This is a genomic window from Lutimaribacter marinistellae (assembly GCF_042648365.1).
GTDB lineage: Bacteria > Pseudomonadota > Alphaproteobacteria > Rhodobacterales > Rhodobacteraceae > Lutimaribacter_A > Lutimaribacter_A marinistellae.
On record NZ_JBHRXI010000016.1, the window covers coordinates 320,584 to 342,739 of the forward strand.

Consider the following 22,156-nt stretch of genomic DNA (forward strand, 5'->3'; position numbering starts at 1 on the left):
GGAGATGCGGTCATCGCCATCCCCGCCATTGAGCGTATCCGCCCCCACACCGCCATCGAGCGTGTCGTCGCCGGCAAGTCCCAGTATCCGGTTGGCGGTGTCATCGCCTACGATCCGGTCGTTTCGGGCCGTTCCGGTTGCCTGCTCGATACCGGAGAAGGCGTTGACCTCTCCGCCGAACAGGTTGGCCGTTCCGGCACCGATATCGACGTCCAGCAGCCTGTCGGACTGGCCCAGACCGCCGGGCAGCGGGTGCTCGGAGAAGTCCAGCATGTCGAGGCCTGCGCCGCCCTCTATCGTGTCGTTCCCGGATCCGGGGCGGATGATATCGTTGCCGGCAAGGGCGCGAATGACCTCGGCAGAGGATGTTCCGTCGAGCGTCTCGCCTGAATCGGTGCCGGTGATGGTGGCGGGACCGGCCAGTGCCGCCAGCTCGTCGAAACTCAATTCCCGGTCGTTGAAGGCCACGCGCTCGACGCTGCTGCGGACGAGGTCGCGGCCCTCGCCCAGAACCTCGACTCCGCCTGCAACCTCGAACACGGTGATCGCGCCCGTGCTTGCACCGATAACGGCCAGATCATTGCCATCGCCGCCGTCGAGATCGTCGTTTCCGGCCCCGCCGCGCAGCGTGTCCGACCCCGCCCCGCCGGCGATCCGGTCATCGCCTTCATCTCCTTCGAGCTGATCGTTTCCGGAGCCGCCCTGCAGCGCGTCGTTTCCGGCCCGGCCGAACATCAGGTCGGCGCCGGGGCTGCCCGTCAGGTTTTCGCCCTGTCCCGTTCCGGTAACGAGGTTGCGCTGCGAGTTCGGGACGGATGCGAGGGAGAAAGTGCCATCGAGAAGGCTGATCAGCTCGATCTCGCGCAGAAGGTCGACGCCGCCGCCGGGGGCGGCAACAAGAACCGAGCCGTCAGCGAGGCGGAAAAGGTCGATCTGGTTGCTTGCCGCAGCGAAGCCCGCCGCGTCACCGGGGCCGGGATTGGCGATATCGCCATTCGCCCCGCCCACCAGCGTATCGAAGCCGGGACCACCCTGCAGCAGGTCACTGCCGCCAAGACCAAAGAGAACGTCGTCTCCCAGCCCGCCGATCAGCGTGTCGGCGGCGGTGTCCTGGATGGATTCGGGGAAATCCGTGCCGATGATGGTGTCGTTGAAGTTCGACCCGATCACCGCCTCGATGCCTCCGGCCATCAGTCCCTGCGCCCACCCCGCGCTGCTGTTTCCATCGAGCGGATTGAGGTCGATCACGACCGAGCCCGGGGCATTGGCATAAGAGATCGTGTCGATGTCGCCGCGGGTCAGGCCATTGTCGCTGACACTGTCACCAACGGGAGTGTTCGGGTCGGGCGGGCCGGGCAGGTAGAGGTCGCTGCCCTCGCCGCCCTGCAATCCGTCGGTCCCAGGGCCGCCGTCGAGAGTGTCGTTGCCGCCATTGCCCTGCAGCAAGTCGTTGCCGCCCAGCCCGCGCAGCAGGTCGTTGTTGTTGAAGCCGCCGATGATATTGACGCCGTCGGTGCCCGCGAAATTGGCATTGTCCTGCGAGAAGAAATCGACCAGCGGCTGCGGTGAGCGGGCCTGGTAGCTTTGCAGGATGGCGTTCGAGATTGCCACCGCCGAGAGGTTGGGCAATTGCAGGGTCGCGCTGGGTTCCAGCAGGCTCGGCAGGTAGAGGGCCGGGCTGCTGATACCTTGGTCGATCGCGCGGGACAGGGTGTAGTTGAACTGGAACTCGATGCCCGTGACGGTGCCGGAGGTGAAGACAGGCAGTTGCTGGCCGCTGGGCAGCGGTGCGGTCCCGGTGGCCAGGTCGGTGCCGAAGAAGGTAATGCGCCCCAGGTAGTTCGGGGCCCGGAACGAAACCTGCGTCGCGGTCGTGACGTCGTTGATCGTTGGCACCTGGCCTGCGCCGGCCACCCCGTCGAGCGCGAAATAGCCCTCGACGCCTTCGAACAATTCAGCGGAGCTGCTGAAAAAAACACCTGTCCAGACCATGACCGCCCCCCGGCGTAGATGGGCATTCCGGCAGGGTGCCGGGTTATGCACCTTGGAGGAAAGTGAGCCATGTTGCGGCGCGACCTGTCAACGCACCATGAGGTGAGGCGCGTTTCCTGTGTGTTCCGCTTCCCGTGCGCACCGCTTATGCGGGAAGTGGTCGCGCGACGGCACGACAGGGGTGCAAATCGGGGGAATCTGGTAGAGAAGAAGTGGTGGGCGACCCTGGAATCGAACCAGGCGTGCGTCTCCGCGAGGGAGTTACAGTCCCCTGCCACACCTTGCGGCCTGTCGCCCACTGTCAGGCGTTGCGCCTGACGTGGAGGCGTGATTACAAGCGCGCCAAAGGAGCGTCAACCGGAAATTTCGCGGTGCCGCGCACAAATCCGGCCGGGGTCCGGGCGAAGGGGAAACGACATGAAAAAACCCAAATGGGTCATCGAGAAAGAGCAGGCGCGCAAGGCCGCTGCGGCCGAGACGGTCTGGCTGTTCGGGCTGCATGCGGTGCGCGATGCGCTGATGAACCCGCGCCGCGAAAAACTGCGCCTGATCGTGACGCCGAACGCGCAGGCAAAACTGTCGGACGCGATTGTGGAGGCGGGGATCGAGCCCGAGATCGCCGACCCGCGCAAGTTCACCGCGCCGATCGATCCGGGGTCGGTGCACCAGGGCGCGGCGCTGGAGGTGAAGCCGTTGGAGTGGGGCAGCCTCGAGGAGGTCTGCATCGGTGCCGCGCGGCCACGGGTTCTGTTGCTGGACAGGGTCACCGATCCGCACAACGTGGGCGCGATCCTGCGCTCGGCCGAGGTTTTGGGCGCCAGCGCGGTGATCGGAACGCGCCACCATTCGGCGCCCGAGACCGGAGCGTTGGCCAAAACGGCGAGCGGTGCGTTGGAGCGGCAACCGTATCTGAGGGTACGCAACCTTGCCGAGGCTATCGGCAGCCTTCAGCAGATGGGATATCTGGTGCTGGGGCTTGATGGCGAGGCCGAGGTGACGCTAGAGGCGGCGCTGGACGGGCAGGGGGCGCGGCCCGTGGCCCTGGTGCTGGGGGCCGAGGGGCCGGGCCTGCGGCAGAAAACCAAGGAAGTGGTCGACCAGCTGGTCAAGATCGACGCGGCGGGCGGTTTCGGCTCTCTCAACGTCTCCAACGCCGCGGCGATTGCCCTATATGCAAGTCAAAGGGCATAGGAGGCCGACATAGGCGGACCGACGAAGATCGCGACCTGCTGTTACTGCGGGACACGTGCCGCGCTGGTTTTGCGTGGAACGGAGCGGCACGAGCTGAGCTGTTCGGCCTGTGGCGCGCCATTGCATGAAATGAAGATGTTGCCGCGCGAAAAGGCACGGAACAGGCCAAAGGCCGAGCGCGACTACGTCTCGGCACCCAGGGCGAAACCGCCCAAGCCGATGAAGCGCAAGAAGAAAAAGCGCAAGAGCCTGCTGTCGAAGGCGTTCGAAGAGGCATGGGACATCGTCGAAGACATCTTTGATTGAGGTCTGCGGCGCGTTCACGCCCGCAGCCCCGGCGATCACATCCCCGTCAGGGGGGCTTTCACATGGCATCGCATGGGCGCAGATTAACGCTCGTTCGCCGATAGGATTGCCATGTTGGACCGCCGCCAGATTCTGACCGGGCTTGCCGCCCTTTTGCTGACCGCAGCGCCGTTGCGCGCAGAGGAAACCGTGTTCTATGCGCCCGGTGGGGCCGCCTTGGACGGGTATGACGTTGTCGAGTATTTCCATTCGGGCGAGGCCAAACGCGGAACGGACAAGCACGTGGTGATGTGGAAGGGCGTCGACTGGTATTTCATCAGCGCCGCGAATCGCGAGGCGTTCGAGGCGAATCCGCGTGGCTATGCTCCGCAATTCGGTGGGTATTGCGCCTATGCGGTTGCCAATGGGTACACCGCCGCGACCGATCCGCATGCCTGGCATATCGTTGATGGCAAACTGTATTTGACCCATTCGCCCCGGGCCGATCAACTGTGGCAGAAAGATATCGCAGGCAACATCGCAAGGGCGGCACGGCATTGGCCGAAGGTTCTGGGTGAGTGATCGGCGCGAATCCGCTTATCGCCGAAATGTCACCAAAAAAATGCCACAACCCTCTTTTTTCGACGAAGGCAATGCCTAAATGTCACAGTGACCGCGGATCGGAACCTCCGCGGGTCATTTCACTGTCCCTCGTTCCATACCTCGCGCCCGGATCCGTTCCGGGCGCTTTTTTCTTTTCGACTCAAGCCGTTTTGACCTGAATGCCGACTTTGCCCACATGCCCCTTTTCGAGAAAGGCGGCCTGTGCGGCGCGCAGATCCTTGAGTGCGAAGGTGTCGGCGACAACCGGGCGCAGTTCTCCAGCCTCGATATAGCTGACGAGATCGGTAAAGACCGCATCCTCTTGATGGGTGCAGCCAAAGAAGGACAGGTCGCGGAGGTAGAGCGTGCGCAGGTCAAGCTCCACGATCGGGCCGGCAATGGCGCCAGCGGTTGCGTAACGTCCGCCATCGCGCAGCGAGTCGATCACGTTACCCCAGCGGGGGCCACCCACGAGATCGAGCACGAGGTCGAACTGGCCGCGCGGCAACGGTGCGTTGCGATCCAGCGTTTCGTCGGCGCCGAGCGACCGGAGTGTTTCGGCCTTGTTGCCGCTGGTCAACGCGGTCACATGCGCACCGCGCCGCTTGGCAAGCTGGATCGCGGCAGAGCCGACGCCGCCCGAAGCGCCGGTTATCAGAACCCGTTCCGCCCCGAGGCCCGCGCGCTGGATCATGCCCTCGGCCGTCGAGAAGGCACAGGGAAACGAGGCCAGCGATATGTCGTCGAGATCGGATGTCACGGCGATGGCATCATGTGAGCGTGCCGTGGCGTATTCGGCGAAGCCCCCGTCGCGTTCGGACCCGAACGTGGCAGTCGCGCCGCCAAGCTGGTCCTTGGGGCTGTACATTGGGCGCACGAGCACTCGCTCTCCGATACGGTCGGGTGAGACATCCTTGCCGACGGCGACGATCTCGCCGCAGCAATCGGCGCCCTGGATACGTGGGAAAGACAACGCCGCGCCGGACCAGCTGCCATCCTCGTCCGCGTCACTGCCATACCCTTCGGCAGCGCCCGAACCGGTATCGCCACGAACGCTTTTCGAATACCAGCCGGTGCGCGTATTGATGTCGGTGTTGTTTACCGCTGCGGCCCCCACGCGGATCAGCACTTCGTCCGCCGCCGGATCGGGGCGGGGCAGGTCCGTGCGCCATTCGAGCTTGTCGAGGCCGCCATGGCCGGTGAGGACCATACCGCTCATCGTTTCGGGAAGGGACATCGCGTTTCCTTTCGGTGGTAGAACGAATCTTCTACTTGCGTGGGTAGAATGATTGCTCTACCTGCGTCAAGCATGAACCAGACGATGACCAGGATCGCAGCCGGGCTGGAGGGCGCCTTTGCCGCGCGCGGATTTTCCGAACCCAGCGTGGGCGATTTGCGCGATGCCGCGGGCGTCAGCCTGCGAACACTCTACAAATACGTGCCGTCGCGTGACGACATGGTGCAGGCCGCGCTGGAGCATCGCCACGCGCGCTACCTGTCGCATGTGTTCGACGATTTGCCCGACGCCCCGGATGTAGCGCTGGCCGAGATCTTTGCCCGTGTCGGGTTGTGGATGCAGACGGAGGCCAGCCACGGCTGCCTGTTCCATGCAGCGGTCGCCGCGGCGCCCGACAGCGCGCCGCTGCGCGCCCTGTTGGAACGGCATAAGGGCGAGGTCGCCCAGCGTGCCGCCGCCGCTGCGGGCCTGCCGGGGCAGGAGGTCGCGGTGATGCTGCTGATCGAGGGGCTGACGCAGAGCTGGCCGCTGCGCGGGGATGACGCGGTCGCGGCAGCGCAGAGGATGGGTGCCTGCCTGCAGGGCTGAGCCATTTCGCTTTTCGCACCGCGCGGCACCGTCTAGGATATCGCCATGCCCGACTATTCCGATGATTTCCTCAAGACCATCCTGAAGCGGACCAAGAGCGTCGCCGTGGTTGGCGTTTCGCTCAACCCTGTCCGGCCGAGCTATTACGTGGCGCGGTACCTGTCGCTGAAGGGATACCGGGTGATCCCCGTCAACCCTGGCCACGCGGGCAAGCCGCTATTCGGGCAAACGGTGCGGGCCAGCCTGTCCGAGATCGGTCAGCCGGTCGACATGGTGGACATTTTCCGCAGGTCCGAGGCCGTGCCGCCCATCGTCGAAGAGGCGCTGCAGACGTTTCCCGATCTCAGGACGATCTGGATGCAGATCGGGGTCGAACACGCCGAAGCCGCGCAGATAGCGCAGGCGCGCGGGGTGGACGTGGTGATGAACCGCTGTCCGAAGATCGAGTATCAGCGTCTGTTCGGCGAGCTGCGCATGGGTGGCTTCGCAACCGGCATCATCTCGTCGAAGCTTTGATCTATTCCGTGAGCCGGGCCTGCTGTTCGGCACGTCTTTCGGCGATCTTTCCCAGAACCTCGGCCCGCGGACGCCAGTTGTAATCGGGATCGTTGCTGACCGGCGCCCAGACGAGGTTGCCGCCCTCGCGCCAGCCGTCGATGACGATGCCCTCGAACATGGTCTGCCCCCGCGCCGAAAGGATCGGCGCGCTGTGGCTGATGTGAAAGGACGTGCGCGGTGGCGAGATAGCGCGATGGATGTAGAGCGTACGGAATCGCTCCTGCCGCAAGCGCGATTCGATATCGTCGGCCCAGTGTACGCAGATCCCTCGTGGCCGCATCCCGCTGTTGACCTTGTAATTATGCACGAGCGGCGGATCGGTGACCTGGTATTTCACGCGAAGATCGGCAGCGTATTCATGCGATATCCGGGCGGCGCGCGCGGCTTCCTCGGGCGCGACGGAAGGGTCAAGCGCGATCAGCGCGCGGGTCAGCCCGTCGATGCTGGGTTCGGACACGGCGGCGCGCGTCACCTCGGCGGTGCTGCTGCAGCCCGCAAGCGGGGCCAGGGCCAAAAGCCCGAACGTGAAGGTACGGCGATCGATCATGTCGCGAGATCCTGCGTCTGTTTCCTGCCTGGGGCGAATCCTACCGGCAGGCCGGCGGCGTTTCAATCGCGCGCGGCCTTTTCGGCGATGCCGCTGGTGCCCTGACGCCGCGAAAGTTCGGCCAGGACGTCATCGAGTGGGACGTTGCGGGCAGCCAGCATGACGAGCAGGTGATAGAGCACGTCCGCCGCCTCGGAGGTCAGGCGCGCCCGGTCGCCCTTGACCGCTTCTATGATTGCTTCGACGGCTTCTTCGCCGAATTTCTCGGCGGCCTTCTCCGGTCCCTTGGCGAGGAGTTTCGCCGTCCAGCTGCTGTCCGGATCGGCCGATTTGCGGGACTCGATGGTGGCGGCTAGGTCGTGCAGGAAGCTCATGTCGGCCTCAGTTCAGTCGCATGGGGATGCCCGCGGCGGCCATGTGTTCCTTGGCCTCGCGGATGGTGTAATCGCCGAAGTGAAAGATCGAGGCGGCAAGCACGGCGCTTGCGCCGCCTTCGGTCACGCCTTCGACGAGGTGGTCGAGTGTTCCGACGCCGCCGGAGGCAATGACCGGAACGTCCACCGCGTCAGAGATGGCGCGGGTCAGCGGCAGGTTGAAGCCGGCACGTGTACCGTCGCGGTCCATCGAGGTCAGCAGGATCTCGCCCGCGCCCTTGGCGGTGACGGTGCGGGCAAATTCCACGGCGTCGATCCCGGTGGGGCGGCGACCACCATGGGTGAAGATCTCCCACCGGCCGGGCTCGACCGTCTTGGCGTCGATGGCGCAGACGATGCATTGGCTGCCGAAACGGTCGGCGGCTTCGGCCACCACGTCGGGGTTTGCCACGGCTGCGGAGTTGAAGCTGACCTTGTCGGCGCCTGCCAGCAGCAGGGCGCGCACATCCTCGTGCGTGCGCACGCCGCCGCCGACGGTCAGCGGGATGTAACACTGTTCGGCCGTGCGGCAGACCACGTCATACATCGTGCCACGGTTTTCATGGGTGGCGTGGATGTCGAGAAAGCAGAGCTCATCCGCGCCTGCCGCGTCATAGGCCTTGGCCGATTCGACCGGGTCGCCCGCATCGCGCAGATCGACGAAGTTCACGCCTTTGACGACGCGGCCATCGGCGACGTCGAGGCAGGGGATGATGCGGGTCTTGAGCATGTGGGGTCCTTCAACTGCATCGCTTCCTTGCCGCAGCGGGGCGGGAAATGCAATCACGCGGAACCTCACGGGGATGTGCAGGGTTCGTGTCACATGGGCGTGTCATGCTGACGGCACCATTCTGCAAGAGGGAGAGTTTCCATGAAAGCGATCAGGATCCTTGCCGCCGCGCTGGCGCTGGGTGCAGGCCCCGCGTTGGCCGATGACGATTTGATGCGTGTCGAGGCTCAGGGTGATGTACCTGCAGTGATGGACGCGCTGGTCGCGGCTGTCGAAGGGGCAGGGGCCACCATCTTTGCCCGCGTGGATCACGCCGGCGGTGCCGAAGGTGCGGGACTGGACCTGGCGCCCTCGCAGCTTTTGATCTTTGGCAATCCCAAGCTGGGTACGCCCGCGATGCAGGCCAACCCCGAGGCGGGGCTGTTCCTGCCGCTGAAAGTGCTGGTCTACGAGGCCGACGGCAAGACGTGGCTGGTCTACCAGGATCCCGAGGAGATGCTCGACGATCTGGACGGGATCGACGATGACGCCGAGTACGTCGCCAAGATGACGGGCGCGCTGAAGAGGCTGACCTCGAAAGCTGCGGGAAGTTAACCCTTGAGCGCGGCCAGCGCCGCGCCGAGGTCGAGCGCCCCGTCGTAAAGCGCGCGGCCCGAAATCGCACCGTTCAGATCGGCGCCGCAGTCCCGCAGGGCGATCAGGTCCTCGAGCGAGGACACGCCCCCGCTTGCGATCACCGGGATGTCCACCGCGCGGGCCAGGTCGGCCGTGGCCTGCACGTTCGGACCCTGCATCGCGCCGTCGCGGTTGATGTCGGTGTAGATGATGGCGGCAACGCCCGCATCCTCGAAGCTGCGGGCGAGGTCGGTGACCATCACATCGGTTTCCTCGGCCCAACCTTTGGTCGCGACGCGCCCGTTCCGTGCGTCGATGCCGACGGCCACCTTGCCCGGAAAGGCACGGGCAGCGTCGCGCACGAGGTCGGGGTTTTCGACGGCTACCGTCCCAAGGATCACGCGCGCCAACCCTTTGTCGATCCAACGTTCGATGGTCGCCATGTCGCGGATCCCGCCGCCAAGCTGTGCGGGCACGGGGCAGGCGGCGAGGATGGCCTCGACCGGGGCGGCATTCACGGGCTCTCCGGCGAAGGCCCCGTTGAGGTCGACGAGATGCAGCCATTCGCAGCCCGCCTCGACGAAGGCGCGCGCCTGTGCGGCGGGGTCGTCGTTGAAAACGGTCGCTTTTTCCATCTCGCCGCGCAGAAGCCGCACGGCCTGTCCGTCCTTGAGGTCGATTGCGGGGTAGAGGATCATGCGCGGGCCCTTTCGCTGGTCGTGTCGCGCGCATATGGCACAGGCCGGCCTGCCAGTGCAACGCGACCCCAAGTCAATCTTGCCAGCTTGCGCCGATCGCGGTCACAGTATCGGCAATCACAGGGAGGATACGCATGAAGAAACTGATCCTTGGCGCTGTCGCCGCACTGGGCCTGGCCGGGATGGCCACGGCCGACCCGGTCGAGGGCGTCTGGAAGACCGAACCCGATGACGGCTCTTACGCCCATATCTCGATGAAACCCTGCGGCAGCGCCATCTGCGGAACGATCGCACGCACCTTCAATTCCGATGGCGAATACACGTCGCCCAATATCGGCAAGACGCTGGTGATCGATATGGTTCCGCAGGGTGGCGGCGCCTATGAGGGCAAGGTCTGGCGCCCGTCCAACGACAAGATCTATATCGGCAAGATGCAGATGAGTGGCAATTCTCTGGCGCTGCGCGGCTGCGTGGCGGGGGGACTCATCTGCTCCAAGCAGACATGGTCCCGCGTGCAGTAATCACGGTCGCCAGGTCAGGAAATTCGAGATAAGCCGGAGCCCGGTGCTCTGGCTTTTCTCGGGGTGGAACTGCATTCCCAGCATCGTATCCCGACCGATCACCGCCGTTACATCGCCGCCGTAATCGACATGCGCCAACCGTTCGCTCGGGTCGGAGACGCGGAAATGATAGGAATGCACGAAATAGGCGTGTTGGCCTGTTTCGATACCGTCGAATACCGCGTGATCGTGGTCGATCACGAGATCGTTCCAGCCCATATGCGGCACCTTGAGGGCGGGATCGGCGGGCTCGATCTTGACCACCTCGCCGGCAATCCAGCCCAAACCGTCGGTATCCTTGAACTCGCGCCCGATCGTGGCCATGAGCTGCATGCCGACACAGATGCCGAGGAAGGGGCGGCCGCGCTCTTCGACTGCCTCGCGCAGCGCCTCGAAAAGACCCGAACGTCCGCGGAGCGCGGCGGCACAGGCCGGGAAAGCCCCGTCGCCGGGCAGAACGATCCGGTCGGCGCGCGCCACGGTGTCGGGGTCGGCCGTCACCACAACCTCGCCCGTGCCGGTTTCCAAGGCCATCCGCTGGAACGCCTTTTCGGCAGAATGCAGGTTGCCCGATTCGTAATCGATGATCGCGGTCAGCATCAGTGCTCTCTCCTGGTCCGGCCCTTCCCCTGACCGGATCATCCGCCCGGGTCAAGCCCCCGACGGATCGTTCCGTTCGTCATAGGATCAGGTCGGATGATCCGGTCGCTGGTCTGACCGAGAGGGACCCGTTTCAAGGCAGCCGTTCAGAGCGCGCCCTTGGTCGAGGGGATGGCATCGGCCTTGCGGGGGTCGACCTCCACCGCCATGCGCAGGGCGCGGGCCGCCGCCTTGAACGCGGCCTCGGCGATGTGGTGGCTGTTGACGCCGTGCAGCAGGTCGACATGCAGCGTGATGCCGCCATGGGTGGCCAGCGCCTGAAAGAACTCGCGCACCAGCTCGGTGTCGAAGGTGCCGATCTTCTGTGTCGGAAGATCGAGATTCCAGACAAGGAAAGGCCGGCCCGACAGGTCGAGCGCACAGCGAACCTGGGCGTCGTCCATCGGCAGGTGACACTCGCCATAACGGCGGATGCCGCGCTTGTCGCCAAGCGCCTGTGCCAGCGCCTGACCCAGCGCGATACCCGTATCCTCGACCGTGTGATGGTCGTCGATGTGCAGATCGCCTTCGGCGCGGACGGTGATGTCGATCAGCGAATGGCGGGCCAGCTGATCAAGCATGTGATCGAAGAAGCCCACTCCGGTCTGCATGTCATAGCGCCCGGTCCCGTCGAGATCGAGCTCGACAGTGATCGCGGTTTCGGCTGTCTTCCGTGTGATCTGCGCGCGGCGCATGGGCGGATTCCTTTCGTCTTGCGCGGTGCTTATAGGCCGTGCCGGGCGCGTTTGGCCAGAGGGACGGGACACGCCCGGTTTGCCCTGTTGCCGTCGGGCGGGGGATTGCGCCCCCGCGCGCGGCATGCCAGCTTGGCCGCGACTTCAGACCATCCGGGGGCGCGTGCCATGTCTACCTGCGTTTTCATCCAGATCCGCTGCAAGCCGGGCACGACCTACAAGGTCGCCGAGGAGATCGCGCTGCGCGAGATCCATTCCGAGCTCTATTCCACCAGTGGCGAATACGACTTGTTGATGAAACTTTACATCCCCGAGGGCGAGGATGTCGGCAAGTTCATCAATGACCACCTGCTGAAGATCCCGAATATCGAGCGGTCGCTGACGACGATGACGTTCAAGGTGTTTTGAATGCCCGTGGCGCGCCTGACAGGTGCGCCGCGCCGTGGCGGCCAAATGCCCATCGCGCTGTTGGTGATCTTGAGAAACTGGAGCGGGCGATGAGATTCGAACTCACGACCCTTACCTTGGCAAGGTAATGCTCTACCCCTGAGCTACGCCCGCATCCGTTTGGCCATCTGGCCTGGGGTTCTCGATCTGGAGCGGGCGATGAGATTCGAACTCACGACCCTTACCTTGGCAAGGTAATGCTCTACCCCTGAGCTACGCCCGCCCCGTCGAGTGAGGAGGGAGATATAAATTCCCCCGCCTGCCTGCAAGCGGAAAATGCTGCGTGGACCGAAGAATTTTCCGGTCGCCCGACCGGTTGCGTTCAGATCAGGGCAAGAAGGTTGGCCAGCGCGCCGAGTATGATCGCCGTGAACGTCAGCACCATGCCCAGCTGGCGCAACAGCATGACCGGTTGCGCGCGGCCAAAGCCGATGGCGTGCATGACCCGACCGGCGAGGATAGCAAGTCCGAGACCGTGCAATGCCCAGACCGGGGTACCGGCCAGTTCGGCTGTGACCAGCAGCAGCAGGCCAATCGGGGCGTATTCGGCGCAGTTCGCATGGGTACGGATGGCGCGCTGAAGATCGGCATCGCCACCGTCTCCGGACGAGACGCGCGCGCGGCCACGGTGTCGGATGACGTCGGCGCTGAGAAAAATAAAGAGCAAAGCGATGAGCGCAGCGTAGAGCGGAGAAATGGAGAGCATGGGAAAATCCTCGGGCCTGAAATGAAGACGGCCGCGCCCGTGGGCACGACCGCTCATTTTCTAGGGTCGGTTATGAGTCATTCCAGTTCGACGAGCAGATCCTTGGCGTCGATCTGGCCGCCGGGCTGGACATGGACCGCCTTGATCGTGGCGTCATGCTCGGCGTGGATGCCAGTTTCCATCTTCATCGCTTCGATGGTCAGCAGCAGATCGCCGGCCGAGACCTTCTGGCCGGGTTGGACGCCGACCGAGGCGACGACACCGGGCATCGGAGCCGCGACATGGTTTGCGTTGCCCGGTTCGGCCTTTGGCCGCGCCACCGAGGCAGAGGCGACCTTGCGATTGGGAACGCGGATCACGCGTGGCTGGCCGTTGAGCTCGAAGAAGACCTTTACTTCGCCCTTGTCGTCGGTTTCTCCCACGGCCTGGCACCGGATTTCGAGTGTCTTGCCGGGGTCGATCTCGGCCGAGATCTCTTCGCCGGGTTCCATCCCGTAGAAGAATGTCCGCGTCGGCAGGGACCGGACCGGGCCGTATTGCCGGTGACGCCCCATGTAGTCGAGGAAGACCTTGGGATACATGAGGTATCCGTTCAGATCCTCGTCGTCGATCGCCTTGCCTTCAAGTTGCTCCGACAGCTCCTTGCGCGTGGCCTCGAGATCGACAGGTTCGAGATGCTTGCCGGGCCGCTCGGTGTTGGGCTCTTCGGTCTTCAGGACCTTGGTGACGATTTTCTCGGGGAAGCCACCGGGCGGCTGGCCGAGATTGCCGCGCATCATGTCGATCACCGAATCGGGAAAGGCGACATCGGTTTCGGCATCTTCGACCTGGGCGCGGGTCAGGCCTTGGCTGACCATCATCAGGGCCATGTCGCCCACCACCTTGGACGAGGGCGTGACCTTGACGATATCGCCGAACATCATGTTCACGTCGGCATAGGTGCGGGCGACCTCGTGCCAGCGTTCTTCCAGCCCCATGGAGCGCGCCTGCGCCTTGAGGTTGGTGAACTGACCGCCGGGCATCTCGTGGAGATAGACCTCGGATGCGGGTGCCTGCAGGCCCGACTCGAAGGCGGCGTAATGGGCGCGGACGGCCTCGAAATAGTCGCTGATCTCGCGCACCGCCGAGATATCGAGCCCGGTATCGCGGTCGGTGTGGCGCAGCGCCTCGACCACCGTGCCAAGGGTCGCCTGGCTGGTATTGCCGCTGAACGCGTCCATGGCGCAATCGACCGCATCCACCCCCGCCTCGGAGGCGGCGAGGATGGTGGCGCTGGCAATGCCGGCGGTGTCGTGGGTGTGGAAATGGATGGGCAGCCCCACCTCTTCCTTCAGAGCCCGGATCAGCTGGCGCGCAGCGGCGGGTTTCAAAAGCCCCGCCATGTCCTTGAGGCCCAGCACGTGCGCACCCGCGTCGCGCAGTTCCTTGGCCATGCCGACGTAGTACTTCAGGTCGTATTTCGACCGGTCCGGGTCGAGCATGTTGCCAGTGTAGCAGACAGTGCCCTCGCAGATCTTGCCCGACTCGATCACCGCGTCCATGGCGACGCGCATGTTCTCGACCCAGTTGAGCGAATCGAAGACGCGGAACACGTCGATGCCCTTGGCCGCTTCCTTGACGAAACTCTGCACCACGTTGTCGGGATAATTGGTGTAGCCGACGCCGTTCGAGCCGCGCAGAAGCATCTGCGTCATCAGGTTCGGCATCGCCTCGCGCAGATCGCGCAGGCGTTGCCAGGGGCATTCCTGAAGGAAGCGGTAGGCGACGTCGAACGTGGCGCCGCCCCAGCATTCCACGCTGAAAAGCTGTGGCAGGTTGGCGGCATAGGCGGGCGCGACCCGGATCATGTCGATCGACCGCATCCGCGTGGCGAGTAGCGACTGGTGCCCATCGCGCATGGTGGTGTCGGTGATCAGAAGGTGCCGCTGCGCCTTCATCCAGTCGGCGACGGCTTGCGGGCCTTTCTGTTCCAGAAGGTTGCGCGTGCCCATGAGCGGTTCGGCCCGTTTGGCGGGCGGCTTCGGCTCTTTGATATCGGCGCGGGGGCGGGGGCGGTCCTTGGTTTCGGGATGCCCGTTCACCGTGACATCGGCAATGTAGGTCAGCACCTTGGTGCCGCGGTCCTGCCGCTTCTTGAAGGTGAAGAGGTCCGGCGTCGTGTCGATGAACTTGGTTGTGTATTCGTTCGACAGGAAGGTCGGATGTTTCAGCAGGTTGATAACGAAATCGATATTCGTGCTGACACCCCGGATCCGGAATTCGCGCAGGGCGCGGTCCATCCGGTGGATCGCCTTTTCGGGCGTGGGTGCCCAGGCGGTGACCTTTGTCAGCAGCGAGTCATAGTAACGGGTGATGACGCCGCCCGCATAGGCGGTCCCGCCATCAAGTCGGATACCCATGCCAGTGGCTGAGCGGTAGGCTGTGATGCGCCCGTAATCGGGGATGAAGTTGTTCTGCGGGTCTTCGGTGGTGATCCGGGTCTGCAACGCGTGACCGTTGAGGCGGATAGCATCCTGGCTGTCCATCCCGGTGGCCTCGGCAATCGGCTTGCCCTCGGCGATCAATATCTGGGCCTGAACGATGTCGATGCCGGTCACCTCTTCGGTGACGGTGTGTTCGACCTGAACGCGGGGGTTCACCTCGATGAAGTAGAATTCGCCCGAATCCATGTCCATAAGGAACTCGACCGTGCCGGCGCATTCGTAATTCACATGCGCGCAGATCCGGCGGCCGAGATCGCACAGCTCTTCGCGCTGCGCATCGCTCAGATAGGGGGCAGGGGCGCGTTCCACGACTTTCTGGTTGCGCCGCTGGACCGAGCAGTCACGCTCCCACAGGTGATAGATCTGCCCGTGCTTGTCGCCGAGGATCTGCACCTCGACATGGCGGGCGCGGGTGATCATCTTTTCGAGATACCCCTCGCCATTGCCGAACGCGGCCTCGGCCTCGCGGCGGCCTTCCTTGACCTTCTCGACCAGCTCGTCGGGGCCGTTGATGGGGCGCATGCCGCGTCCGCCGCCGCCCCAGCTGGCCTTGAGCATCAGGGGATAGCCGATTTCATCGGCCTCGCGTGCAATGGCCTCCATGTCGTCGCCCAGCACCTCGGTCGCGGGGATCACCGGCACGCCGGCCTCCATCGCGACCTTGCGGGCGCTGGCCTTGTCGCCCAGCTTGCGCATCGTCTCGGCCCGGGGGCCGATGAAGGTGATGCCGTTCTGCACGCAGGCATCGACGAAATCGGGGTTCTCGGACAGCAGGCCATAGCCCGGATGGATCGCGTCGGCGCCGCATTCCTTGGCGACGCGGATCATCTCGTCGATCGAGAGATAGGCCGCGACCGGGCCCAGCCCCTCGCCGATGCGATAGGCTTCGTCCGCCTTGAAGCGGTGCAGGCCCAGCTTGTCCTCCTCGGCATAGACTGCGACGGTCTTCTTGCCCATCTCGTTGGCGGCGCGCATCACACGGATGGCGATCTCGCCGCGGTTGGCGATCAGGATCTTCTTGAAATCGGTCATTGCAGGTTCCGCGTCCAAACTGTTTGGCGGTGGGTTTTAAGGCCCATCTTGCGGCGGGTATATCCGCATTTCTGGGCATGGGCGGCATGTTAACGCTCGCAAACGTCGGATAATTCAGCGCAGCTCGATCGCGGGGGGCAAATCGGACAGCTTGGCCGCGCCGATCTGGCCCATATTCGCCTCCATGTCGCGGCGCAGGATGTCGATGACGTGATCGGGGCCGGGCGCGCCAAGCGCGGCCAGACCGAAGTGGAAAGCGCGGCCCGCCATCACGAAATCGGCCCCCAATGCCAGCGCGCGCAGGATGTCGAGGCCGCCTTCAATGCCGCTGTCGAAGATCAGCGGCAACTGTGTTGCGGCGCGGATCGCTGGCAACACCTCGGCCGCGCCGGGCGCGCCGTCGAACTGCCGACCGGCATGGTTCGAGATCCAGAGCGCGTCGACGCCTGCGGCCTCGAGGCGTTCGGCATCTTCGGCCCGCATCACGCCCTTGAGAATGAAGGGGCCATCCCAAGCATCGCGCAGCCAGTTGACGTAATCCATGTCGGGTGAGGTGCGCAGAAGGTAGCCGATATGCGCGGTCGGCGGCAGGTTCTGCTGGGCAGAGACGTATTTGTCGAGCGTCCGCATGCGCGGCATGCCACGGCGGGCCATGCCCATCGCCCAGGCGGGACGCGCGGCAATCTGTGCCAAAAGGCGCGGGGTCAGCTTGGGGGGCTGGGTGAGGCCGGACCGGATCTGCCGTTCGCGCCGTGACGCGACGGGCACGTCCACGGTAAGCACGAGGGTGGTAAACCCGGCATCGCGTGCCCGGTTCAGCAGATCCTGCCGGATCTCGGGCTTTTTCGGCGGGTAAAGTTGGAACCAGGCATGTTTGCCAAGGTGCGGCGCGAGATCCTCGGGGTTTTGGCTCGCCACGGTCGACAATGTATAAGGTATGCCGACTTGCGCCGCGGCTCGCGCCAGAAGCCCTTCGGCGTCGGGCCAGATCAGCCCCGACATGCCAATGGGCGAGATGCCGAAGGGCAGAGGAAACTCGCGCCCCAGCAGGGTGGTCGACAGGTCGAAATCGAGCGCGCCATGCAGGATCGAGGGCATGAAGCCCACACGGTCAAGGGCCGACCGGTTGCGGGCCTTGGTCGCTTCGACGCCCGTTCCGCTGTCGAGATACTCCCACACGAAACGGGGCAGCCTGCGCCGCGCGCGCCACTTCAGATCCATTATGCCGGGATAGGTGCTGTGCAGGTCCATGACTGCAGTTGACGTGCGCGCAATGAGATTGTCCAGACCGCAAAGGCTGAAATCGCGCGGATGCGCCCCCATGTTAACCTGCGTTAACGTTCTGTTAACCAAGGTTAACGAATCGGGAGGCGTGCGAAGATGGGCGAGGTCGAACTTGCGGCGCTGCTATGCGCCTTTCTGGCAGGCAGCGACGCAGAGACACGGCAGTATTTCGACGTGAACGGCATCTCGCGCTACGTCCGCGTCGATTGCGAAACCGAAAGCCATGTCATCGAGATCGGGCTGGATGGCAAATCCTCGTCGCGTGACAGCGTGCACCAGGCACTGTTCGCGGCAAGCCTGACCGGCAAAAGCCCGGCCGTCATCCTGATCGACCGGGACGGCCATGAGGGACGTTTCGAATATGAGATGCGCAAGGTGGCGCCCGCGGCCGGGGTGATATACGTCACCTGCAGCCAGGCGGCGATCGAACGGTGGTCCGCGACGGCACCCTCGCGGGGGCGCAGTGGAAACGACCTGCCACGCGGTCAGGCAGGGCTGGCCTGCGATTTGCGCGCGCTCCTGCCCGAGCAGGTGGCCGAGGCGGGTTAGGGTGGAACTGAATTAGGGTAGAACAATTGCTGAACACGGCTTTTCTTGGAGCCCGCGTAACTGTATCTTGTGCGGCATGAGCAGTTTTGATGACAGCGACGCGTTCGAGAGCGCCTCTCTCTCGGCCCGGGCAATGGCCGCGCGGCCGATGCCCTATCTCGACGATCTGAACTCGGCACAGCGCGAAGCGGTGGAGCGGCTGGATGGCCCGGTCCTCATGCTGGCGGGCGCGGGTACCGGAAAGACCAAGGCGTTGACGGCGCGGATCGTGCATCTGCTCAATACCGGCACCGCGCGTCCGAACGAGATCCTTGCGGTGACATTCACCAACAAGGCCGCGCGCGAGATGAAGAACCGCGTGGGCCGGATGCTGGGCCAGCCGGCCGAGGGTATGCCGTGGCTTGGCACCTTTCACTCGATCTGCGTCAAGCTGCTGCGCCGGCATGCGGAACTGGTGGATCTCAAGTCGAACTTCACCATCCTCGATACAGACGACCAGCTGCGCCTGCTCAAGCAATTGGTGCAGGCCGCGGGAATCGATGACAAGCGCTGGCCCGCGCGGATGCTGTCAGGGATCATCGACGACTGGAAGAACCGCGCCTTGACGCCGGACAAGGTGCCGGCCGCCGATGCGGGCGCTTACAACCACAAGGGTGTGGAGCTTTACGCCCAGTATCAGCGTCGGCTGATCGAGCTGAACGCCGTGGATTTCGGAGACCTGCTGTTGCACATGGTTACGATATTCCAGGCGCATGAGGACGTTCTGGCGCAATACCAACGCTGGTTTCGCTACATCCTTGTGGACGAATATCAGGATACCAACGTCGCCCAGTACCTCTGGCTGCGCCTGCTGGCCGCGGGGCATCGCAACATCTGCTGCGTCGGCGACGACGACCAGTCGATCTATGGCTGGCGCGGCGCCGAGGTGGGCAACATCCTGCGGTTCGAAAAGGATTTCCCGGGGGCGCATGTGGTTCGCCTGGAGCAGAACTATCGTTCGACCCCGCATATCCTTGCGGCCGCATCAGGTGTGATCCGGGGAAACCAGGGGCGGCTGGGCAAGGAATTGTGGACAGAGGCCGAGGAGGGCGAAAAGGTCCGCCTGATCGGCCATTGGGATGGCGAGGAAGAGGCACGCTGGATCGGCGAGGAGATCGACGCGATGCAGGGCGGCACCCGCGGGATGCGGGCCTATTCGCTCGACGAAATGGCGATCCTTGTGCGCGCGTCGCACCAGATGCGCGCCTTCGAGGACCGTTTCCTGACGATCGGGCTGCCCTACAAGGTGATCGGTGGTCCACGATTCTACGAACGGATGGAGATCCGCGATGCGATGGCCTATTTCCGGCTTGTCGTCTCGCCCGAGGATGACCTGGCCTTTGAGCGCATCGTAAACACGCCCAAGCGTGGCCTGGGCGACAAGGCGCAGCAGACCATCCAGATGACCGCCCGCGCCAATGGCGTGCCGTTGGTTGAGGGCGCGCGGATCGCGGTCGAGGAGGGCACAATCAAGGGCAAGGGGGGCGGCGCGCTGCGCGAGCTGATCGAGGGGCTGGCGCGCTGGAGGGCTGTTGCGAAATCTGAGCTAACACTGGGTGGGCGCAGGCCGCGATCTTTGCTTGGTGAAGAATACGATGCCTCTTTCCGTCAGGATAATGATGACGAGGCAGTGATTGAGCGGGATTCTAACGAACTAAGATATGACCACGTAGAACTAGCGCAGATCATCCTGGATGAATCCGGCTACACGGCGATGTGGCAGAACGACAAGACGCCCGAAGCGCCGGGGCGGTTGGAAAACCTCAAGGAACTGGTCAACCAGCTCGACAATTTCGAGAACCTGCAAGGGTTCCTGGAGCATGTCAGCCTGATCATGGACAACGAACAGTCCGAGGAAGGTGCCAAAGTGTCGATCATGACGCTGCACGCCGCCAAGGGGTTGGAGTTTCCCGCGGTGTTCCTTCCAGGTTGGGAGGATGGGCTGTTTCCGTCGCAGCGATCGATGGACGAATCGGGCCTCAAGGGGCTCGAGGAGGAGCGGCGGCTGGCCTATGTCGGCATCACGCGGGCCGAAGAGGTCTGCACCATCTCTTTCGCCGCGAACCGGCGGGTCTTCGGCCAATGGCAGAATGCGCTTCCTTCGCGTTTTATCGACGAGCTGCCCGAGGATCATGTCGAGGTTCTGACGCCGCCGGGCCTCTATGGCTCGGGCGGGGTCGCATCGACCATCGACAGCCGTGTGGCCGAGGCCAATGTCTATAATTCTCCGGGATGGAAACGCCTGCAGGCGCGCCAGGGTGAACGTGGATTGAGCCAGCCGAAGGAAAGCCGCAACACGGTGATCGACCTGACGGCCGTTGCAAGCTTCACCACGGGCGAACGCGTGTTTCACCAGAAATTCGGCTACGGCGCGGTAACGGGCATCGAAGGTGACAAGGTCGAGGTGGATTTCGACAAGGCCGGGACCAAGAAGGTGGTGGCCCGGTTCCTGAGCGCCAAGGACGACGTTCCGTTCTGAGGAGTCGGGCGCTCCCGCCCCCTGATCATGCAGCGAAGCTGCACGCCCAGGCGTTGGGCGTGGCATGCGGCCTGTCGCCCGCATGCGGTATCGCGTGAGTGGTGGAATTTCCCGAAGGATGAGCGGCGGCACCGTGGGGAGGACCGGTGCCGCCGCAGAACACTGCCCGGGCAAGGGAGGAGACAGCCAGGGCATTTCGGTTTTCCGGAAAATGCCGGAACGGACCGAGGTGACGGCGCATCCGACAGGAAGGGAGCACTGCGACGCCGCCAGCACTGAAACTGCGCAGGTTCAGTTTGGGTTCCCGTCTTTTCGAACTTTTTTGGGGAGTGACGAAAAAGAGGAAGCGGCGACGTCAGGGAGGAGGAAGACGCCGCCGCTCTCTTTACGCATCCGGGCAGGGAGGAGGAGGCCCGTCTGCATTCAGTTCCGGCCTGTTGGGCCGGTATGGGGTGCGCGGCGGCGCTAGGGAGGAGGAGGGCGCCGCCGCTGTCGTGCACGTCCCGGGTAGGGAGGAGGAGAACCCAGGGTGCCTCGATCCGGCTTTTGGCCGGAAAAGGGTGCGGCGGCATCAGGGAGGAGGAAGATGCCGCCGCGAAGGTCAGACCCTCAGGGAGGAGGAGGAGGGCCTGATCTCGTGTGTTCTGTCGCGCTCAGCGCGCGGTTGCCTCGTAGGCTGCCTGAATTGCGATGCGCTTGATCATCGAGCGGTGCAGGCCCAGATCGGCCAGCTCGCGACCCGAAAGTGCGCCGAGTTCGTTTACGGTCTGGCGATAAAGCCGGTAGCGGGCGATGCGGGTGCGAAGCGCGCCGATCCAGCTGTCGAGGCTATCGGTGTGCGATGCGTGCGTCGCTGTGAATTCTGTCGTTGCGGCCATGTCTTTTTTTACCTGCGTCGTCGTTCGCGTCATGCCGCGTCGTTGGCGGCGTGTTGAGATTGAAAATAGGCAAATGCTGCGGGTGCACAATGGCTGGCATGCTCAACGCTGCTATGCAGCAATTGCATGGATTGTTGTTAGAAATCATCCGGTTGGCAAAATCAGCATGAAAATAAGGGGTTTCCGCCTCCCGGTCAGACCGTGTGGTCTGTCGAGTGAATAAAAGTTGACCTTGGGATAAGCCTAAAGGTTACGCACGGTGACGTTTTTTCGGTCCTTGACGAAACGGCCTCGAGATCCTTCGAGCGCAGAAACTTGGCTGGTCGTCGGCCTTGAACCTCGTATGGGAAATCGTGGGACGGATCTGGGAGCGGCTCCCCAAACTTCTTCGTCTTTCTGAGTTGCGGGTTCGTTGGGGCTGTGATTCGTCCCTGATTTGCGAGGCCAAAACGGGAACATGTTGCGCAGCATTCGGATTGCTGAAATTTTTCCGGGAATTCGTGGGCAAGTATCTGGGAAGGCACGCATGTCTACATATCGCTGTTGGGCAGTTTCGCGCGTCTATATGTTCCACTTTTTTCGTTCATGATGACGGGCGAGAACGGCTTTCTTTGCGCGTCGCTACAGAAATTCCCAAACTGGGCTATTGATTTCCATGAATTCCCATGGCATCCCTTGTTCATCCGATGAGGACGAGGCGACACAACGGGGCCAACGGAAAAATCCACCCCGGAAACGATAAGAAAAAAACGGTTTCATACAGGCAGCTCCTCTTCATCGAACAAAGAGATCCGGCGCGCGGGCGAGCAGACATCCCCCCAGGTGGCGCGCGCAGTCGGACACCCCGCAAGGCGGGTAAAGGCGGCGGGTTGATCAGTGGCAGCAGATCAACCCGCCGTTTTCAGTTT

Annotated in this window: 21 protein-coding genes, 3 tRNA genes and 1 pseudogene; 10 read left to right on the forward strand and 15 right to left on the reverse strand. The window is 63.7% G+C overall.

Going from position 1 to position 22,156, the window contains the following annotated elements; genetic code table 11:
- Positions 1 to 1,992, reverse strand: a pseudogene (locus ACFORG_RS15620) (hypothetical protein); the annotation flags it as partial.
- A 213-nt stretch (positions 1,993 to 2,205) separates the two neighbouring features.
- Positions 2,206 to 2,289 (reverse strand) — tRNA-Tyr (locus ACFORG_RS15625).
- A 120-nt stretch (positions 2,290 to 2,409) separates the two neighbouring features.
- Between ACFORG_RS15625 and rlmB the strand changes: the two genes are divergently transcribed.
- The 3 genes from rlmB (at position 2,410) to ACFORG_RS15640 (ending at position 4,050) form a co-directional block, all read left to right on the forward strand.
- Complete coding sequence (gene rlmB / locus ACFORG_RS15630) at positions 2,410 to 3,183, forward strand: 23S rRNA (guanosine(2251)-2'-O)-methyltransferase RlmB (RefSeq protein ID WP_386736453.1); 774 nt, start codon at positions 2,410 to 2,412, stop codon at positions 3,181 to 3,183.
- Positions 3,184 to 3,192: 9 nt separating this feature from the next.
- Positions 3,193 to 3,489, forward strand: coding sequence for a hypothetical protein (locus tag ACFORG_RS15635; protein WP_386736629.1), 297 nt, complete (start codon positions 3,193 to 3,195; stop codon positions 3,487 to 3,489).
- A gap of 111 nt (positions 3,490 to 3,600) precedes the next feature.
- The gene (locus ACFORG_RS15640; RefSeq protein WP_386736454.1) at positions 3,601 to 4,050 is read left to right on the forward strand and encodes a YHS domain-containing (seleno)protein; all 450 of its coding nucleotides are present in this window, start codon (positions 3,601 to 3,603) and stop codon (positions 4,048 to 4,050) included.
- A gap of 181 nt (positions 4,051 to 4,231) precedes the next feature.
- On the opposite strand, the gene ACFORG_RS15645 is transcribed toward ACFORG_RS15640, so the two are convergent.
- Complete coding sequence (locus ACFORG_RS15645; protein WP_386736455.1) at positions 4,232 to 5,308, reverse strand: alcohol dehydrogenase family protein; 1,077 nt, start codon at positions 5,306 to 5,308, stop codon at positions 4,232 to 4,234.
- A gap of 84 nt (positions 5,309 to 5,392) precedes the next feature.
- Between ACFORG_RS15645 and ACFORG_RS15650 the strand changes: the two genes are divergently transcribed.
- Together ACFORG_RS15650 and ACFORG_RS15655 are read left to right on the forward strand one after the other, a co-directional pair.
- Positions 5,393 to 5,896: a TetR/AcrR family transcriptional regulator gene (locus ACFORG_RS15650; RefSeq protein WP_386736456.1), complete on the forward strand. Its 504-nt coding sequence runs from the start codon at positions 5,393 to 5,395 to the stop codon at positions 5,894 to 5,896.
- Positions 5,897 to 5,941: 45 nt separating this feature from the next.
- Positions 5,942 to 6,412, forward strand: a complete 471-nt coding sequence (locus ACFORG_RS15655) for a CoA-binding protein (protein WP_386736457.1) — start codon at positions 5,942 to 5,944, stop codon at positions 6,410 to 6,412.
- 1 nt (position 6,413) lies between these two features.
- Here ACFORG_RS15655 and ACFORG_RS15660 read toward each other — a convergent pair whose 3' ends face one another.
- From ACFORG_RS15660 to hisF, 3 genes are all read right to left on the reverse strand, one after another.
- Positions 6,414 to 7,001: a hypothetical protein gene (locus tag ACFORG_RS15660; protein WP_386736458.1), complete on the reverse strand. Its 588-nt coding sequence runs from the start codon at positions 6,999 to 7,001 to the stop codon at positions 6,414 to 6,416.
- Positions 7,002 to 7,063: 62 nt separating this feature from the next.
- Positions 7,064 to 7,375, reverse strand: coding sequence for a phosphoribosyl-ATP diphosphatase (locus tag ACFORG_RS15665; RefSeq protein WP_386736459.1), 312 nt, complete (start codon positions 7,373 to 7,375; stop codon positions 7,064 to 7,066).
- Positions 7,376 to 7,382: 7 nt separating this feature from the next.
- Positions 7,383 to 8,144: an imidazole glycerol phosphate synthase subunit HisF gene (hisF, locus tag ACFORG_RS15670; RefSeq protein WP_386736460.1), complete on the reverse strand. Its 762-nt coding sequence runs from the start codon at positions 8,142 to 8,144 to the stop codon at positions 7,383 to 7,385.
- Positions 8,145 to 8,285: 141 nt separating this feature from the next.
- Between hisF and ACFORG_RS15675 the strand changes: the two genes are divergently transcribed.
- Entirely contained in the window at positions 8,286 to 8,738 is a 453-nt protein-coding gene (locus ACFORG_RS15675; RefSeq protein WP_386736461.1) for a DUF302 domain-containing protein, read from the forward strand.
- Here ACFORG_RS15675 and hisA read toward each other — a convergent pair.
- Positions 8,735 to 9,457, reverse strand: a complete 723-nt coding sequence (gene hisA / locus ACFORG_RS15680; protein ID WP_386736462.1) for a 1-(5-phosphoribosyl)-5-[(5-phosphoribosylamino)methylideneamino]imidazole-4-carboxamide isomerase — start codon at positions 9,455 to 9,457, stop codon at positions 8,735 to 8,737. The two genes, ACFORG_RS15675 and hisA, sit on opposite strands and share 4 nt — an antisense overlap.
- A 134-nt stretch (positions 9,458 to 9,591) precedes the next feature.
- On the opposite strand from hisA, the gene ACFORG_RS15685 reads away from it, so the two are divergent.
- Positions 9,592 to 9,978: a DUF2147 domain-containing protein gene (locus tag ACFORG_RS15685; protein ID WP_386736463.1), complete on the forward strand. Its 387-nt coding sequence runs from the start codon at positions 9,592 to 9,594 to the stop codon at positions 9,976 to 9,978.
- Here ACFORG_RS15685 and hisH read toward each other — a convergent pair whose 3' ends face one another.
- Both hisH and hisB read right to left on the reverse strand, forming a co-directional pair.
- On the reverse strand, positions 9,979 to 10,617 hold the full coding sequence (gene hisH, locus ACFORG_RS15690; RefSeq protein ID WP_386736464.1) for an imidazole glycerol phosphate synthase subunit HisH: 639 nt from the start codon (positions 10,615 to 10,617) through the stop codon (positions 9,979 to 9,981).
- 146 nt (positions 10,618 to 10,763) lie between these two features.
- On the reverse strand, positions 10,764 to 11,351 hold the full coding sequence (gene hisB / locus ACFORG_RS15695) for an imidazoleglycerol-phosphate dehydratase HisB (RefSeq protein ID WP_386736465.1): 588 nt from the start codon (positions 11,349 to 11,351) through the stop codon (positions 10,764 to 10,766).
- Between the two features lie 168 nt (positions 11,352 to 11,519).
- On the opposite strand from hisB, the gene ACFORG_RS15700 reads away from it, so the two are divergent.
- Positions 11,520 to 11,759: an Lrp/AsnC family transcriptional regulator gene (locus tag ACFORG_RS15700; protein WP_386736466.1), complete on the forward strand. Its 240-nt coding sequence runs from the start codon at positions 11,520 to 11,522 to the stop codon at positions 11,757 to 11,759.
- Positions 11,760 to 11,837: 78 nt separating this feature from the next.
- Here ACFORG_RS15700 and ACFORG_RS15705 read toward each other — a convergent pair.
- The 5 genes from ACFORG_RS15705 to ACFORG_RS15725 all read right to left on the reverse strand — a co-directional run bounded on the left by ACFORG_RS15705 (position 11,838) and on the right by ACFORG_RS15725 (position 17,270).
- Positions 11,838 to 11,912 (reverse strand) — tRNA-Gly (locus ACFORG_RS15705).
- 34 nt (positions 11,913 to 11,946) lie between these two features.
- Positions 11,947 to 12,021, reverse strand: a tRNA-Gly gene (locus ACFORG_RS15710).
- Between the two features lie 99 nt (positions 12,022 to 12,120).
- Positions 12,121 to 12,504 (reverse strand): MAPEG family protein, encoded by a 384-nt coding sequence (locus tag ACFORG_RS15715; RefSeq protein WP_386736467.1) that lies wholly within the window; start codon positions 12,502 to 12,504, stop codon positions 12,121 to 12,123.
- Positions 12,505 to 12,581: 77 nt separating this feature from the next.
- Positions 12,582 to 16,019, reverse strand: coding sequence for a pyruvate carboxylase (locus ACFORG_RS15720; protein WP_386736468.1), 3,438 nt, complete (start codon positions 16,017 to 16,019; stop codon positions 12,582 to 12,584).
- 114 nt (positions 16,020 to 16,133) lie between these two features.
- Complete coding sequence (locus ACFORG_RS15725; RefSeq protein WP_386736630.1) at positions 16,134 to 17,270, reverse strand: alpha-hydroxy acid oxidase; 1,137 nt, start codon at positions 17,268 to 17,270, stop codon at positions 16,134 to 16,136.
- 129 nt (positions 17,271 to 17,399) lie between these two features.
- On the opposite strand from ACFORG_RS15725, the gene ACFORG_RS15730 reads away from it, so the two are divergent.
- Entirely contained in the window at positions 17,400 to 17,852 is a 453-nt protein-coding gene (locus tag ACFORG_RS15730; RefSeq protein ID WP_386736469.1) for a hypothetical protein, read from the forward strand.
- Positions 17,853 to 17,928: 76 nt separating this feature from the next.
- Positions 17,929 to 20,370: an ATP-dependent helicase gene (locus ACFORG_RS15735; RefSeq protein WP_386736470.1), complete on the forward strand. Its 2,442-nt coding sequence runs from the start codon at positions 17,929 to 17,931 to the stop codon at positions 20,368 to 20,370.
- Positions 20,371 to 21,023: 653 nt separating this feature from the next.
- On the opposite strand, the gene ACFORG_RS15740 is transcribed toward ACFORG_RS15735, so the two are convergent.
- Positions 21,024 to 21,248 (reverse strand): DUF1127 domain-containing protein, encoded by a 225-nt coding sequence (locus ACFORG_RS15740; protein ID WP_386736471.1) that lies wholly within the window; start codon positions 21,246 to 21,248, stop codon positions 21,024 to 21,026.
- Between the last annotated feature and the right edge of the window lie 908 nt (positions 21,249 to 22,156).

Coding starts and splice junctions, on each gene's coding strand:
- rlmB (WP_386736453.1), top strand. CDS start 2,410: ATGAAAAAACCCAAATGGGTCATCGAGAAAGAGCAGGCGCGCAAGGCC.
- ACFORG_RS15640 (WP_386736454.1), top strand. CDS start 3,601: ATGTTGGACCGCCGCCAGATTCTGACCGGGCTTGCCGCCCTTTTGCTG.
- ACFORG_RS15645 (WP_386736455.1), bottom strand. CDS start 5,308: ATGTCCCTTCCCGAAACGATGAGCGGTATGGTCCTCACCGGCCATGGC.
- ACFORG_RS15650 (WP_386736456.1), top strand. CDS start 5,393: ATGACCAGGATCGCAGCCGGGCTGGAGGGCGCCTTTGCCGCGCGCGGA.
- ACFORG_RS15655 (WP_386736457.1), top strand. CDS start 5,942: ATGCCCGACTATTCCGATGATTTCCTCAAGACCATCCTGAAGCGGACC.
- ACFORG_RS15660 (WP_386736458.1), bottom strand. CDS start 7,001: ATGATCGATCGCCGTACCTTCACGTTCGGGCTTTTGGCCCTGGCCCCG.
- ACFORG_RS15665 (WP_386736459.1), bottom strand. CDS start 7,375: ATGAGCTTCCTGCACGACCTAGCCGCCACCATCGAGTCCCGCAAATCG.
- hisF (WP_386736460.1), bottom strand. CDS start 8,144: ATGCTCAAGACCCGCATCATCCCCTGCCTCGACGTCGCCGATGGCCGC.
- ACFORG_RS15675 (WP_386736461.1), top strand. CDS start 8,286: ATGAAAGCGATCAGGATCCTTGCCGCCGCGCTGGCGCTGGGTGCAGGC.
- hisA (WP_386736462.1), bottom strand. CDS start 9,457: ATGATCCTCTACCCCGCAATCGACCTCAAGGACGGACAGGCCGTGCGG.
- ACFORG_RS15685 (WP_386736463.1), top strand. CDS start 9,592: ATGAAGAAACTGATCCTTGGCGCTGTCGCCGCACTGGGCCTGGCCGGG.
- hisH (WP_386736464.1), bottom strand. CDS start 10,617: ATGCTGACCGCGATCATCGATTACGAATCGGGCAACCTGCATTCTGCC.
- hisB (WP_386736465.1), bottom strand. CDS start 11,351: ATGCGCCGCGCGCAGATCACACGGAAGACAGCCGAAACCGCGATCACT.
- ACFORG_RS15700 (WP_386736466.1), top strand. CDS start 11,520: ATGTCTACCTGCGTTTTCATCCAGATCCGCTGCAAGCCGGGCACGACC.
- ACFORG_RS15715 (WP_386736467.1), bottom strand. CDS start 12,504: ATGCTCTCCATTTCTCCGCTCTACGCTGCGCTCATCGCTTTGCTCTTT.
- ACFORG_RS15720 (WP_386736468.1), bottom strand. CDS start 16,019: ATGACCGATTTCAAGAAGATCCTGATCGCCAACCGCGGCGAGATCGCC.
- ACFORG_RS15725 (WP_386736630.1), bottom strand. CDS start 17,270: ATGGACCTGCACAGCACCTATCCCGGCATAATGGATCTGAAGTGGCGC.
- ACFORG_RS15730 (WP_386736469.1), top strand. CDS start 17,400: ATGGGCGAGGTCGAACTTGCGGCGCTGCTATGCGCCTTTCTGGCAGGC.
- ACFORG_RS15735 (WP_386736470.1), top strand. CDS start 17,929: ATGAGCAGTTTTGATGACAGCGACGCGTTCGAGAGCGCCTCTCTCTCG.
- ACFORG_RS15740 (WP_386736471.1), bottom strand. CDS start 21,248: ATGGCCGCAACGACAGAATTCACAGCGACGCACGCATCGCACACCGAT.